We start from the raw sequence: 13,787 nt of genomic DNA, 5'->3' as shown, positions 1-13,787 counted from the left end.
GCTACAGGGGACGGTGCGCCTGACGGCTGGCCCGCGCGCTGGCTAGCGAACGCCACGCACCAGGCCGACCAGCGCGGACTGCCGGTGGGTGCCGGTCTTCGCGAAGATCTGGCGCAGCTGCGAGCGGACGGTTTCGTAGGAGATCTCGCGCTGCTGCGCCAGCTTCTTCAGGGAGGTGCCGTTCACGAGGCCGCACACGACCTGGATCTCGGCGGGCGTCAAGCCGTAGGCCTCACGCAGCGCGCCGACCTCGTGGGCGCCGACTTGCTGCGGCGCGTGGATGAACAGCGCGGCCACGGCGGCCGAGTGATGGCGCCGCGTGCCGGGCAGCGGCTGGACCGTGAGCACCAGCGGGGCGCCGCCGGCCTGCGGAATCACGATTCGGGCCGACGGCGAGGCATGGGCATCCTGCAACGCGGTGGCGCCAGGGCGGCATCGCCGCAGCGCGGCGCGCAAGGCGTCCTGGTGTGCCGTGCTCCGAAAACGCAGCGTCTCGTCGGGCCCGAGGAAAAGCCCCCGCTCCCGCTGCAGCAAGGCCCGCGCCGCGCCGCTCGCATGCAGCATTCGCGCGCCTTCGCTCAGCAGGACGATCGGCTCGCGCGCACGCTCGATCGCCTGCTCCAGCCCCGCGACCCGCAGCAGCGCTTCGTTCAGCCTTTCCGCGGTGGCGCAGGCGCGCCGGATGTGCGGCAGCAGCATGGCCAGCCTGCGCCGATGCTCGGCCTGCGGTGGGCAGTCCTGCTTGCGGTAGTGGACCGCCAGCGCGATCAGCGGCGACCCGTCGCTGCCGCGCCGGACCCAGGTGTTGAGGGAATCGAAGGTGCCCCAGGGCTGCAGGAAGTCCGCGAAGAAGGGCATGCGGCCGAGCTCGCGCGTCGTCCAGACGTCGCTGTCGGCCACGATGCGGCCTTCCGCCATCGGCAGGTAGAGCTGCGCGACGCGCGGGTTCTCGTGGGTGACATCGCTCATGTAGTCGGCGATGTAGGTCAGCACGAAGGGATCGACGCGCGCCGGGTGGAAGGCCAGATAGTCGAGGGTGTCGGCATCGAACATGTTGAGGTCCGCGGCCCGCGCACCGAGGACATCGCAGACGGCCTCCAGGGCCAGGCTCCAGCTCATCTCGCCGATGGCGGCCCCGTGCACATGGTCGATCGCCGTCAGCAGCCCCTGTTCGAGATTCTCGAAAGACATGTGGCACCCCGCTCCTCGTGCTCCGGTTTTCCGGGGGCCCGGCCTGGCGGGTACCACCGGATGGGCTGCGCCCTTTTTCTCGGTGAGCAGTCTATGCCAAAGGTATTCACTTTTGGCGAGGGATCGCGCCTGCCTTGCGCGTGGCGCAGCAGTCGCGGTGGGGCATGTCCGACCGCGTTGTCTACTTCGCCAGCGCCTTCAGCGCCAGCTTGATGCCGTCGCTCACGCTCACGTCCTTCGGCAGTGCCTTGAGCGCGGCGGCCGCTTCCTTGTCGCTGTAGCCCAGCGCGACCAGCGCCTGCAGGATGTCGGCCTGGGCATCGGAGGCGATGTGCGCGGGCAGGCCGATGTCGGCGCCGAGCTTGCCCTTGAGCTCGAGCAAGAGGCGCTCGGCGATCTTCTTGCCGATGCCGGGCACCTTCACCAGCCGACCGGCCTCCTGCAGGGTGACGGCCTGCGACAGCTCGCCCACGCTCATGCCAGAGAGCACGCCCAGCGCGGTGCGCGGACCCACGCCCGAGATCTTGATGAGCTGGCGGAAGGCGGCGCGTTCCTCGGCGCTGCCGAAGCCGTAGAGGATCTGCGCGTCCTCGCGCACGATGAAGTGCGTGAGCAGCGAGACCTTGGCGCCGACGCCGGGCAGGTTGTAGAAGGTGCTCATCGGCACGTCGACCTCGTAGCCGACACCGTTGCAGTCGATCACGACCTGCGGCGGATTGCGTTCGGCCAGGATCCCGGTGAGTTTGCCTATCATTGGCCCACCCCCGTTGCTTGCTCACTTCGTGTAGCCGCCTCCCCCCTCGAGGGGGGCAACACCAGCGGCCCGGCAAAGCCGGTTCCGCGGTGTTTCCCGCGCTGAATCGTGTTTTTTCGAGCAGGGCCGGTCTTGCATGGGCTACCAACAAAGATGGAAATGGAAACCGCGTGATTCTGCGACACACCTTCGCTCCGCCCAACAACACGCGCCTGGGCCACCTGTGCGGCCCGCTCGACGCCCACCTGCGCCGCATCGAGGAGGCGCTCGCGGTGAAGATCGCGCACCGCCACGAGCAGTTCAAGATCGACGGCCCCAAGGTCAATGCGCAGCGCGCGATGGACGTGCTGCAGGCGCTCTACGAGATCGCCCCAGCGCCCGATCGACGCGGCGGTGGTGCAGCTCACGCTGGCCGGCGACGGCTCGATGGACGAGGACGTCGACAGCGCGATCACGCTCGCCACCCGTCGCGCCGACCTGCGCGCGCGCACGCCCACGCAGGGCCTGTACCTCGACAATATCGCCAAGCATGACATCACCTTCGGCATCGGCCCGGCCGGCACCGGCAAGACCTACCTCGCGGTGGCCTGCGCGGTCGATGCGCTCGAGCGCAGCGCGGTGCAGCGCATCGTGCTCACGCGCCCGGCGGTCGAGGCCGGCGAACGCCTGGGCTTCCTGCCGGGCGACCTGACGCAGAAGGTCGACCCCTACCTGCGGCCGCTGTATGACGCGCTCTACGACCTGATGGGCTTCGAGAAGGTGCAGAAGGCCTTCGAGCGCAACGCGCTGGAGATCGCGCCGCTGGCCTTCATGCGCGGGCGCACGCTCAACAACGCCTTCGTGATCCTCGACGAGGCACAGAACACCACGCCCGAGCAGATGAAGATGTTCCTCACGCGCATCGGCTTCGGCGCCAAGGCGGTGGTGACGGGCGACGTGAGCCAGATCGACCTGCCCAAGCAGCAACTCAGCGGCCTGATCGACGCCGAGCGCGTGCTGCGGCGCGTGAACGGCATCGCGATCACGCACTTCACGAGCGCCGACGTGGTGCGCCATCCGCTGGTGGCGCGCATCGTCGACGCCTACGACGGCCAGCGCAAGCGCGCCGGCGCGGGCGGGCACTGAGATGGCCCTGGCCGCACTACCCTGTCGCTGCAGTTCGGACGCTTCAAGGGCGTGGAACGGCACCGCGCCGCGCTGCCGCGCCACGGCGTGACGCGCTGGATCCGCCATGCGCTCGATGCCGACGCCGAGATCACGGTGCGCATCGTCGATGCCGACGAGGGCCAGCAGCTGAACCGCGAATTCCGCGGCAAGGACTACGCGACCAACGTGCTGACCTTCGACTATGCGCAGGCGCCGCTTGTCATGGCCGACCTGGTGCTGTGCGCGCCGGTGGTGGCGCGCGAGGCGAAGGAGCAGCGCAAGACGCTGGCCGCGCACTACGCGCACCTGCTGGTGCACGGCACGCTGCATGCGCAGGGCTGGGACCACGAGACCGGCGAAGAAGACGCCGAGGCGATGGAAGCGCGCGAGATCGAGATCCTCGCGGGGCTGGGCATCCGCGATCCCTACAACCGCTGAGACGGCGCGCACCGATGGGCGTGGATGGCACCGACCCGTGGCTCGTGCGCTGGCTGCCGCTGCTGGCCGAATGCGCGGGCGCCGATCCGGTGCTCGAACTGGGCTGCGGCGACGGCCGCGACAGCGCCACGCTGGCGGCCGCGGGGCTGCGCGTGGAGGCGATCGAGCTGTCGGCGCAAGCTGCGGATGCCGCGCGCGAGCGGCGCCTGGCGGGCGTGCGCGTGCACCACCAGGATTTCCGCGCGCCCTTTCCGCTGGCCAAGGGGCAGCGCATCGGCGTCGTGCTCGCGAGCCTGTCGCTGCACTACTTCGAATGGGCGCAGACGCTGGAACTGGTCGAGCGCATCCACGCGGTGCTGCGGCCCAGCGGCGTGCTGCTGTGCCGGCTCAACTCGGTCAACGACCGGCACTACGGCGGCCGCGGCCCGGGGCGCCCGGACGAGGACAACCTCTATCTGGTCGACGGCGCTCCCAAGCGCTTCTTCGAGCGCGCCACGGTGCAGCGGCTGTTCGCGCGCGGCTGGCGCATCGCGCAGCTCGAGGAACTGAGCATCGACCGCTACGAGCACCCGAAGGTGGCGTGGGAAGCGCTGCTGCGGCGCGACTGAACCCGGGGCGGCGCGGCCCTCAGCTCATCTGCAGCGGAATCGTGACCGGCCCGTCGTTGAGCAGGTGCACCTGCATGTCGGCGCCGAACTCGCCCGTGGCCACCACCGGATGCGCGGCGCGCGCCTTCGCGACGAAATGGTCGTAGAGCCGGCGGCCTTCGTCGGGCGGCGCCGCGAGCGTGAAGCTCGGGCGGTTGCCGCCGCTCACGTCGGCCGCGAGCGTGAACTGGCTCACCACCAGCAGGCCGCCGCCGATGTCCTGCACGCTGCGGTTCATCTTGCCGGCCTCGTCGGAAAAGATGCGCAGCTTGAGCATCTTGGCGAGCATGCGGTCGGCCGCGGCGTCGCTGTCGCCGCGCTCGGCGCACAGCAGCACGAGCAGGCCGGCGCCGATCTCGCCGACGGTGCGGCCCGCGATGTCGACGCGTGCCTGCGCCACGCGCTGGAGCACTGCTTTCATGGATGGGATTCCTCGGGGTTGTCTGGCGGAAGCTGGGTGGCGCGGGCTTCCATGCCCAGCGGCAGCAGCTGGATGGTCACGCGCAGGCCGGGCACGGCGTCCATCAGGGCCTGCTCGAGCGCATCGCGCAGGGCGGCGGCGCGCTGCAGGGTCCAGTCGCCGGGCACGTGCATGTGCAGGTCGGCGAAGCGGCGCTGGCCGGCGCTGCGCGTGAAGATGTCGTCGAAGCGCAGCCGGCCGCCCTCGGGCACGCCGGCGGCGAAGCGCTCGAGCGTGGCGCGCAGCAGCGCCTGGGTCTCGGGCTCGAGCGCCTCGTCCATCAGGCCCTGCGAGGAACGCCAGACCAGCTTCACGCCCTCGCGCGCGATGTTGAGCGCCACGCCGATGGCCAGCAGCGGGTCGAGCCAGAGCCAGCCCGTGAAGTGCACCGCGACGATGCCCACCAGCACCGCGGCCGAGGTCCAGACGTCGGCCATCAGGTGGCGCGCGTCGGCCTCGAGCGCGATCGAGCGGCGGGCCCGGGCGGCGCGGAACAGCAGCCACGCGAGCCCGGCGTTCAGGCCCGAGCTGACGATCGACAGCGCGAGGCCCCAGCCGAGCTGCTCGAGCGGCTGCGGCGCCAGCAGCCGCTGCACCGAGACCCAGAAGATCGCGACGGCCGCGCCCACGATCAGGATGCCCTCGAAGCCCGAGGAGAAGTACTCGGCCTTGTGGTGGCCGTAGGGATGGCCCTCGTCGGCCGGGCGTTCGGCGATCGTCACCATGGCCAGCGCGAAGGTGGCGCTGGCCAGGTTCACGAACGACTCCATGGCGTCCGAGATCAGGCCCATCGAATGGGTGATGTAGCCCGCGAGGCCCTTGAGCACAATCGTGACCAGGGCCACCGCGATGGAGGCCCGCAGCAGTGTCTTGGGTGTGAGGTTCATGCGTGCCCGGGGGGCGTTGACGGCGACAAGCGACAGGAAAAACGGTAAAAGGCCGCAGATAGGCACCGAATTATCATGTTCGTGTCCAGGTGTAACGCCTTGGCATTAATAATTGTGTCCGCCCCGAAACAGTTCGCGGAAAACCTGATGATGCACAAGAAATTCCTACTGCCCCTGCTGGGCTGCGCGCTGTTCGGCGCCGCGGCGATCTCGCAGGCGCAGACCGCCCCGGGCACGCCCGCGGCAACCGCAACCGCAACCGCCGCCCCCGAGCGCCAGGCCGGCTTCGTGAAGTCGGTGCGCGGCGACGTCAAGCTGCTGAGCGCCGCCGCCACCGCGCGCAACGCCGTGCCCGGCGACGCGCTGGCCTCGGTCGACCGGATCGTGACCGGCCCCGATTCTTCAGCCTCGGTCGTGCTGCGCGACGACACCACGCTGGTGGTCGGCCCGTCCTCGCGGCTCGACCTCAAGCAGTTCCACTTCGACGCCACCACCCACGAGGGCGGGCTGCTCGTCTCGCTGCTGCGCGGCTCGATGCGCATGATCACCGGCCTGATCGGCAAGACCAACCCCGACGCGGTGCGCGTCGAGACCCAGACGGCAACCATCGGCATCCGCGGCACCGACTTCATCGTCCAGACCGACGGCCAGCCATGATGTGTTCCGGTTCCAGTTCCCTCCTTTCTTCCCGCCTGCGCTTCCTCGGTGCCGCGCTGCTGGTCGCGCTGCTCGCGGCCTGTTCCTCGCCCGCCACCCGCGTGGTGCTGCTGCCGCAGGCCGACGGCTCCGCCTCGGCGGTGGTGGTGCGCGCCAAGGATGGCGAGGAGGTGCTGTCGCAGCCTTACCAGCGCGCCACGGCCAGGAAGGGCGCCTCAGGCGCGCCGGTGGTCGATGCCGCCGACGCGGCCAAGGTGCAGGCCGAGAACAAGCCGCTGTTCGAGATGCGCCCGCCGCCCTCGCAGCGCTACACGGTGTACTTCGAGCTCGGCACCATCACGCTGACCGCCGCCTCGCAGAAGATCATGGAAGAGGCGCTGACCGCCGCCCAGACACGCCCCGGCGGCGACATCGTGGTGGTCGGCCACACCGACACCAAGGGCACGCTGCAGAACAACGACGTGCTCTCGCGCCGCCGCGCGCAGGAAGTGGCGCAGCTCTTCATCGAGCGCCGTTTTCCGGCCAACCGCATCGAGGCCGCGGGCCGCGGCGAACGCGAACTGGCGGTGCCGACGGCCGACGAGGTCGACGAGCCGCGCAACCGGCGCGTGACGATCGAGGTGCGCTGAAACGCGCTCGCCAGATAAAAAGGCTGGGATCGCCCCGGCCTTTTTGCTTCTGGAGCGCCCGGTTCAGGACAGCGTCACGCGCGCGAACTTGCGCTTGCCGACCTGCACCACGTAGCTGCCGGCCGGCAGCTTGAGCCCCTTGTCGCTGACCACCGCGCCGTCGATGCGCACGCCGCCGCCGTCGATCAGCCGGTTGCCCTCGCCGGACGAGGCCGCGAGGTTGGCCTGCTTGAGCAGCTGGCCGATGCCCAGCGGGGCGCCGGCCAGGCTCACTTCGGGAATCTCTTCGGGCACGCCGCCCTTGCTGCGGTTGATGAAATCCTGCTCGGCCGCCTCGGCCGCCGCCGGGCTGTGGAAGCGCGCCGTGATCTCCTTGGCGAGCGCGACCTTGGCGTCCTTCGGATTGCGCCCGCCCTCGATCTCGGCCTTGAGCGCGGCGATCTCCTCGAGCGAACGGAAGCTCAGCAGCGTGTACCAGCGCCACATCAGGTCGTCGGAGATCGACAGCACCTTGGCGTACATGGTGTTGGCGTCTTCGCTGATGCCGATGTAGTTGTTCTTGCTCTTGGACATCTTCTCGACGCCATCGAGCCCTTCCAGCAGCGGCATAGTGAGTATGCACTGCGGTTCCTGTCCGTATTCCTGCTGCAGATGCCGGCCCACGAGGAGGTTGAACTTCTGGTCGGTGCCGCCGAGCTCGAGGTCGCTCTTGAGCGCCACCGAGTCGTAGCCCTGCATCAGCGGGTAAAGGAACTCGTGCACCGAGATCGACTGGCCGGCCTTGAAGCGCTTGTTGAAGTCGTCGCGCTCCATCATCCGCGCCACCGTGTACTTGGCGGCCAGCTGGATCATGCCGCGCGCGCCCAGCGGGTCGCTCCACTCGGAGTTGTAGCGGATCTCGGTCTTCTCGGGATCGAGCACCAGGCTGGCCTGCTTGTAGTAGGTCTGGGCATTGGCCTCGATCTGCTCGCGCGTGAGCGGCGGACGCGTGCTGTTGCGGCCCGAGGGGTCGCCGATGGTGGTGGTGAAGTCGCCGATCAGGAAGATCACGCGGTGCCCCAGGTCCTGGAGCTGGCGCATCTTGTTGAGCACCACCGTGTGGCCGATGTGGATGTCGGGCGCGGTCGGGTCGAGGCCGAGCTTGATGCGCAGCGGGGTGCCGGTGGCCTCGGAGCGCTGCAGCTTGCGCACCCATTCGTCCTGGGGGAGCAGTTCGTCAGCCCCCGGAGGGAGATTTCGAGCGCGCGTCCTACACTATTTGAAAGGGCCACGGATGTAACAGATTCGGCGTTCATGGGCTTTTTTTGGCTGACTTTTGGAGTGCGGAAGCTATACTCGCCCGACTTTTCAAGCGCCGGATTCTAAGCGGCGCTTTTTCCGCACCGTCCCGCCGCCCTGACCGCTCTGGGCTTTGCCGACGGATCTGCAGAAACCTGAGCTGGAATTCAAAGTTTGATCAACGGCATTCTTGCCGCCGAGGAGCTTCTCGCTTCTCGCGTGGCCTATACGTTCCGGACCTACCCCAAGCAGATCACCGCGATCATCGCGGCGGCGCTGCTGAGCGCCGGAACCCTCGCCGTGGCTTCGCTCGGACCCGACGCCTCGGACCTCCCGGTCCATCAGGTGCTCGAAGCCACCTCCGCCCCCCTGTCGTTCGCCGAACAGGCCACGTCGCTCGAGGACTTCAGCTTCACGCTGTTCCGCACCGACGTCACCCGCTCGAGCGACACCGCCGAGGCGCTGCTCAAGCGCCTGGGCATCTCCGACCCGGCCGCCAGCGCGTTCGTGCGCGGCAGCGGCGAGGCCCGCACCGCGCTGTTCGCGCGCGCCGGCCGCACCGTGACCGCCGAGGCCACCCAGGACAACCAGCTCAAGAAGCTCAGCGCGCGCTGGATTCCCGACGGCGACGGCGGCTTCAAGCGCTTCGTGGTCGAACGCACGCCCGTGGGCTTCGTGGCCCTGACCGAGCGCGACACCCTCACGCCGGGCGCCCGCCTGGCCAGCGGCACCATCCGCAGCTCGCTGTTCGCCGCCACCGACGAGGCGCGCATCCCCGATGGCGTCGCCAGCCAGCTGGCCGACATCTTCGCGGGCGACGTCGACGTGCGCCAGCTGCGCAAGGGCGACCGCTTCGCCGTGGTCTACGAGACCTTCGAGGCCGACGGCCAGGCGCTGCGCAGCGGCCGCGTGCTCTCGGCCGAGTTCGAGAACAACGGCAAGATCCACCAGGCCGTGTGGTTCCAGCCGCCGGGCGCGGGCCAGAAGGGCAGCTACTACCGCCCGAACGGCGACAGCCTGCGCAAGGCCTATCTGGCGACGCCGGTGGAATTCACGCGCGTGTCGAGCGGCTTCGCGATGCGCATGCATCCGATCCTCAACAGCTGGCGCCAGCACAACGGCATCGACTACGCGGCGCCCACCGGCACCGCCGTGCGCACGGTCGGCGACGGCACGGTCGATTTCGCCGGCACGCAGAACGGCTACGGCAACATCGTCATCATCAACCACCGCAACAACCAGCAGACGGCCTATGCGCACCTGAGCCGCATCGACGTCAAGGCCGGCCAGAGCGTGAGCCAGGGCCAGACCGTCGGCGCCGTGGGCTCCACGGGCTGGGCCACCGGCCCGCACCTGCACTTCGAATTCCGGGTCAACGGCGTCTACCAGAACCCGACCTCGATCGCCCAGGAAGGCGGCGCCCCGATCACCGCCGCGATGCGCCCGGCCTTCGAGCGCATCGCCGTCGGCGCGCGCAACGAACTGGCCGCCGCGTTCTCGGTGGTGCAGGCCAGCGCGGACTGAGCGCCGCGCCCCTCCTCTCATAATATAGAAGCGCCGGAACATCCGGCAGCTCCCCCAGCCCCATGGCCACCGGCGATCTCTACATCGGACTGATGTCGGGCACCTCGCTCGATGGCGTGGACGGCGTGCTCGCCGACTTCTCCGACGGCGGGATCTCGGTCACCGGCTACGCCACCGCCCCCTTCCCGGTCGGCCTGCGCGGCGAACTGATGGCCCTCAACACCCCGGGCGACAACGAACTGCACCGCGCGGCGCTCGCCGGCAACGGGCTGGCGCGCGTCTACGCGGGCGTGGTCGAGCAACTGCTGGCCGATGCCGGACTCGAACCCGGCGCGGTCCGTGCCGTCGGCGTGCATGGCCAGACCGTGCGCCACCGGCCCGGCGAATTCGACGAGGTCGGCTACACGCTGCAGCTCAACAACCCGTCGCTGCTGGCCGAGCTCTGCGGCATCGACGTGGTGGCCGACTTCCGCAGCCGCGACCTCGCGGCCGGCGGCCAGGGCGCGCCGCTGGTGCCGGCCTTCCACCGGGCGCTGTTCGCCGGGCCCGGCGAGCCGATCGCGGTGCTAAACCTCGGCGGCATCTCGAACCTGAGCTTGCTGCCGGCCAGCGACGCGCCCGAGGGCGCGGTGGTGCTGGGCTTCGACTGCGGCCCCGGCAACGCGCTGATGGACCACTGGTGCCAGCGCTACCACGGCCAGCCCTTCGACCTCGACGGCCAGTGGGCCGCGAGCGGCACGGTGCTGCCCGAGCTGCTCGCGCGGCTGCAGGGCGAGCCCTTCTTCGCCAAGGCGCCGCCCAAGAGCACCGGGCGCGACCTGTTCAATCCCGAATGGCTGGCGGCGCACGTGGGCACCGGCGCGGGCGACGCCCCGGTCGACGTGCAGGCGACGCTCGCCGAGCTGACGGCCAGCACCTGCGCCGCCGACCTGCTGCGCTACGGAAAAGAGAGCAAGCTGCTGATCGTCTGCGGCGGCGGCGCGCTCAACGGCCACCTGCTGTCGCGGCTGCGCGCGCTGCTGCCGGGCATCGCCGTGGTGGCCTCGAACGAACGCGGCCTGCCGCCGCAGCAGGTGGAGGCGGCCGCCTTCGCCTGGCTGGCGCGCGCCACGGTGCGGCGCGAGAGCGGCAACCTCGCCAGCGTGACCGGCGCCCGCGGCGCACGCGTGCTGGGCGCGATCTACCCGGCCTGACTCAGCCCTGGCCCGAGACCTCGGGCTGCGCGGGCCGCGAGGCCCGCACTTCCGCCGGCAAATGCCAGAAGATGAGCGCCGAAGCCACCGTGATCAGGCCCATGCTGGCGAAGGTGGCCTGGAAGGCATCGAGCGTGCGCACCGCCGTGTCGGTGCCGAAGATGCCGTTGTAGCCCGCGAGCACAGCGCCCGCGGCGGCCACGCCCATGCTCATCGCGAGCATCTGCACCATCGACAGCAGGCTGTTGCCGCTGCTGGCCATACTGCCGTCGAGGTCCTTGAGGGTGATGGTGTTCATCGCGGTGAACTGCAGCGAATTGACCGCGCCGAAGAACAGCAGCTGCAGCACGTGGAGCGCGAAGGGCTGGCCCGGCGCCGTGAGGCCGAAGCTGGCCATCGCGAGCCCCACCAGCGCCGTATTGACCACCAGCACCTTGCGATAGCCGTGGCGCGTGATCAGCGGCGTGGCGAAGCGCTTCATCGCCATGCCGGCCAGCGCCACCGGCAGCATCATCAGGCCCGCGCGCACCGGCGAATAGCCCATCGACACCTGCAGCAGCAGCGGCACCAGGAAGGGCATGCAACTGCTGCCCAAGCGCGAAAACAGGTTGCCGAGCAGGCCGATGCTCAGCGTCGGCACCTTGAACAGCGAGGGCGCGAACAGCGGGTCGGGCGTGCGTGCCGCGCGCAGCCAGTAGGCCACCACGCTCGCGAAACCGAAGATCAGCACCACCATCACGCCGCCCTGGCGCAGGCCGAGTTCGGCCACGCCGTCGAGCGAGAGCGAGATCGCCACCATGCCGAAGGCCAGCAGGCCGTAGCCCACGGCGTCGAAGCGCCGCAGCGCGGCGCCGCGCAGGTCGGGCATGAAGCGCAGGGTGGCGATGCAGCCGGCCAGGCCCACCGGCACGTTGATCAGGAAGATCCAGTGCCACGAGGCGTACTGCACCAGCCAGCCGCCCAGCGTGGGCCCGAGCAGCGGGCCGATCAGGCCGGGAATGGCCACGAAGCTCATCGCCTGCAGGAACTCGCCGCGCGGCACGGTGCGCAGCAGCGCCAGCCGCCCCACCGGCAGCAGCAGCGCGCCGCCGAGGCCCTGCACCACGCGCGCGGCCACCAGCTGGCCCAGTCCGTGCGAGAGCGCGCACAGCACCGAGCCCAGCCCGAACAGCACGATGGCCGCGAAGAACACGCGCCGGGTGCCGAAGCGGTCGGCGATCCAGCCCGAGGCCGGGATCAGCATCGCCATGGTCAGCGCATAGGCCACCACCACCGACTGCATGCGCAGCGGGCTCTCGCCGAGGCTGGCCGCCATCGCCGGCAGCGCCGTGTTGATGATGGTGGCGTCCAGCGTCTGCATGAAGAAGCCCACCGCCACGAGCCACAGCAGGCTCTTGCGGGCGGGGGCGACGGCGGTGTTGGCTACGGCGGTGTCGGGCGGCATGGGCGGGGAGGGAGGCGCAAAGCAAAAAGCCGCCCGGAGGCGGCTTCGTGGGGGGATGGTGCGCCGCGGGCAGGCACCATCGGTGGATCAGGCCGAGAAGCTGGAGCCGCAGCCGCAGGTGCTGGTGGCGTTCGGGTTCTTGATCACGAACTGGGCGCCCTGCAGGTCTTCCTTGTAGTCGATCTCGGCGCCGACCAGGTACTGGTAGCTCATGGCATCGATCAGCAGCGACACGCCGTTCTTGGTCATGGTCGTGTCGTCTTCGTTGGTGATCTCGTCGAAGGTGAAGCCGTACTGGAAGCCCGAGCAGCCGCCACCCTGGACGAACACGCGCAGCTTGAGGTCGGGATTGCCTTCTTCGGCGATCAGGTCGGCCACCTTGGCGGCCGCGCTGTCGGTGAAGACGATCGGTTCGGGCATCTGGGTCTGGATGTTTTCGGCAAGGGCGCTCATGAGGGGAAACTCCTGGAGAGGGGCCGGAACATGCGGCCAAGGGAGGGAATGCTACTGCAATGCGGGCTTTGGAGCCGGGGCCGCGGGCGGTGCACCCAATGCAAGTGGGGTCGCAACCACACGGCGGCAAGGCCGATCGGGCGGCGATGCCCATGAAAAAAACCGCCCGAAGGCGGTTTTCTCGGCAGGCGAAGGCTGGAGATCAGCGCTTCGAGAACTGCTTGCGGCGGCGTGCGGAGTGCAGACCGACCTTCTTACGTTCGACTTCACGCGCGTCGCGGGTGACGAAGCCGGCCTGGCTCAGCACCGGCTTGAGGCTCGCGTCGTAGTCGATCAGCGCACGGGTGATGCCGTGGCGGGTTGCGCCGGCCTGACCCGATTCGCCGCCGCCGTGCACGTTCACCATGACGTCGAAGGCTTCGAGGTTGTTCGTCAGCGCCAGCGGTTGCTTGGCGATCATGATCGAGGTCTCGCGGCCGAAGAACGCTTGGATGTCCTTGCCGTTGACCGTGATCTTGCCGGTGCCCTTCTTCAGGAACACGCGAGCGACGCTGGATTTGCGACGGCCGGTGCCGTTGTTCCATTCACCAATCATTCTCAAGGCTCCTTACAGTTCCAGCACTTTGGGCTGTTGGGCGGTGTGCGGATGCTCTGCACCACCGTACACCTTGAGTTTCTTGATCATGGCGTAGCCGAGCGGGCCCTTGGGCAGCATGCCCTTGACGGCCTTTTCCAGCGCGCGGCCGGGGTGCTTCGACTGCATGTCGCGGAAGTTCGTCGCCGTGATGCCGCCCGGGTAACCCGAGTGACGGTAGTACACCTTGTCGATGGACTTGGCGCCGGTGACGCGCAGCTGGGCTGCGTTGATGATGACGATGAAGTCACCGGTATCGACGTGAGGCGTATAAATGGCCTTGTGCTTGCCGCGCAGACGGAGGGCAACTTCGCTGGCTACCCGTCCGAGGACCTTGTCGGTCGCGTCAATCACAAACCACTCGTGCTTCACGTCAGCGGGTTTTGCGCTGAACGTGGTCATGAGATTTCTCTTTTCGTAAGAGGGTTTGGCGGGCCCTTTTCCACGGTCGG

General features: G+C 69.2%; 14 protein-coding genes and 2 pseudogenes. 7 read left to right on the top strand and 9 right to left on the bottom strand.

The features are described 5' to 3' along the window. Positions 1 to 42 precede the first annotated feature (42 nt). Positions 43 to 1,191, bottom strand: coding sequence for a helix-turn-helix transcriptional regulator (locus ACHMXE_RS15210; protein WP_395350011.1), 1,149 nt, complete (start codon positions 1,189 to 1,191; stop codon positions 43 to 45). A 181-nt stretch (positions 1,192 to 1,372) separates the two neighbouring features. Beyond that, positions 1,373 to 1,945, bottom strand: a complete 573-nt coding sequence (ruvA, locus tag ACHMXE_RS15205) for a Holliday junction branch migration protein RuvA (protein ID WP_209543796.1) — start codon at positions 1,943 to 1,945, stop codon at positions 1,373 to 1,375. Positions 1,946 to 2,115: 170 nt separating this feature from the next. Here ruvA and ACHMXE_RS15200 point away from each other — a divergent pair. From ACHMXE_RS15200 to ACHMXE_RS15190, 3 genes and pseudogenes are all read left to right on the top strand, one after another. Further along, positions 2,116 to 3,070 (top strand): annotated as a pseudogene (locus tag ACHMXE_RS15200) (PhoH family protein). 21 nt (positions 3,071 to 3,091) lie between these two features. Then, positions 3,092 to 3,529, top strand: coding sequence for an rRNA maturation RNase YbeY (ybeY, locus tag ACHMXE_RS15195; protein WP_395352688.1), 438 nt, complete (start codon positions 3,092 to 3,094; stop codon positions 3,527 to 3,529). Between the two features lie 14 nt (positions 3,530 to 3,543). Then, positions 3,544 to 4,137 (top strand): class I SAM-dependent methyltransferase, encoded by a 594-nt coding sequence (locus ACHMXE_RS15190; RefSeq protein ID WP_395350010.1) that lies wholly within the window; start codon positions 3,544 to 3,546, stop codon positions 4,135 to 4,137. Positions 4,138 to 4,156: 19 nt separating this feature from the next. On the opposite strand, the gene dtd is transcribed toward ACHMXE_RS15190, so the two are convergent. Both dtd and ACHMXE_RS15180 read right to left on the bottom strand, forming a co-directional pair. Then, positions 4,157 to 4,597: a D-aminoacyl-tRNA deacylase gene (dtd, locus tag ACHMXE_RS15185; protein ID WP_203202969.1), complete on the bottom strand. Its 441-nt coding sequence runs from the start codon at positions 4,595 to 4,597 to the stop codon at positions 4,157 to 4,159. Next, positions 4,594 to 5,523: a cation diffusion facilitator family transporter gene (locus ACHMXE_RS15180; protein ID WP_203202970.1), complete on the bottom strand. Its 930-nt coding sequence runs from the start codon at positions 5,521 to 5,523 to the stop codon at positions 4,594 to 4,596. Before ACHMXE_RS15180 ends, dtd begins: the two co-directional genes overlap by 4 nt. Positions 5,524 to 5,673: 150 nt before the next feature. Here ACHMXE_RS15180 and ACHMXE_RS15175 point away from each other — a divergent pair, with 150 nt between their 5' ends. After that, positions 5,674 to 6,180: a FecR domain-containing protein gene (locus ACHMXE_RS15175; protein ID WP_209543908.1), complete on the top strand. Its 507-nt coding sequence runs from the start codon at positions 5,674 to 5,676 to the stop codon at positions 6,178 to 6,180. After that, on the top strand, positions 6,177 to 6,809 hold the full coding sequence (locus ACHMXE_RS15170) for an OmpA family protein (protein WP_395350008.1): 633 nt from the start codon (positions 6,177 to 6,179) through the stop codon (positions 6,807 to 6,809). The genes ACHMXE_RS15175 and ACHMXE_RS15170 overlap by 4 nt, the downstream gene beginning before the upstream one ends. Before the next feature lie 63 nt (positions 6,810 to 6,872). Here ACHMXE_RS15170 and tyrS read toward each other — a convergent pair. Next, positions 6,873 to 8,104 (bottom strand): annotated as a pseudogene (gene tyrS, locus ACHMXE_RS15165) (tyrosine--tRNA ligase). A gap of 157 nt (positions 8,105 to 8,261) precedes the next feature. Between tyrS and ACHMXE_RS15160 the strand changes: the two are divergent. Together ACHMXE_RS15160 and ACHMXE_RS15155 are read left to right on the top strand one after the other, a co-directional pair. Beyond that, positions 8,262 to 9,611, top strand: a complete 1,350-nt coding sequence (locus ACHMXE_RS15160) for a M23 family metallopeptidase (RefSeq protein WP_203202972.1) — start codon at positions 8,262 to 8,264, stop codon at positions 9,609 to 9,611. Positions 9,612 to 9,673: 62 nt separating this feature from the next. Then, complete coding sequence (locus ACHMXE_RS15155; protein ID WP_395350007.1) at positions 9,674 to 10,804, top strand: anhydro-N-acetylmuramic acid kinase; 1,131 nt, start codon at positions 9,674 to 9,676, stop codon at positions 10,802 to 10,804. Position 10,805: 1 nt separating this feature from the next. Here the strand turns inward: ACHMXE_RS15155 and mdtD are convergent, their stop codons facing one another. The 4 genes from mdtD to rplM all read right to left on the bottom strand — a co-directional run bounded on the left by mdtD (position 10,806) and on the right by rplM (position 13,737). Continuing rightward, complete coding sequence (mdtD, locus tag ACHMXE_RS15150) at positions 10,806 to 12,248, bottom strand: multidrug transporter subunit MdtD (protein ID WP_203202974.1); 1,443 nt, start codon at positions 12,246 to 12,248, stop codon at positions 10,806 to 10,808. Positions 12,249 to 12,335: 87 nt separating this feature from the next. Next, complete coding sequence (gene erpA, locus ACHMXE_RS15145; protein WP_093348061.1) at positions 12,336 to 12,701, bottom strand: iron-sulfur cluster insertion protein ErpA; 366 nt, start codon at positions 12,699 to 12,701, stop codon at positions 12,336 to 12,338. A gap of 202 nt (positions 12,702 to 12,903) precedes the next feature. After that, positions 12,904 to 13,296 carry a 30S ribosomal protein S9 gene (gene rpsI, locus ACHMXE_RS15140; protein WP_093348063.1) on the bottom strand — a complete coding sequence of 131 codons (393 nt, stop codon included), beginning with the start codon at positions 13,294 to 13,296 and terminating at the stop codon, positions 12,904 to 12,906. Positions 13,297 to 13,308: 12 nt separating this feature from the next. Beyond that, complete coding sequence (gene rplM, locus ACHMXE_RS15135) at positions 13,309 to 13,737, bottom strand: 50S ribosomal protein L13 (RefSeq protein WP_057590758.1); 429 nt, start codon at positions 13,735 to 13,737, stop codon at positions 13,309 to 13,311. Positions 13,738 to 13,787 lie beyond the last annotated feature (50 nt).

Origin of the sequence: Variovorax sp. UC122_21 (genome assembly GCF_044056785.1) — a bacterium.
GTDB lineage: Bacteria > Pseudomonadota > Gammaproteobacteria > Burkholderiales > Burkholderiaceae_C > Variovorax.
The sequence above is the reverse complement of the archived record's forward strand: the minus strand, read 5'-3'. Positions and strand labels throughout refer to the sequence as shown.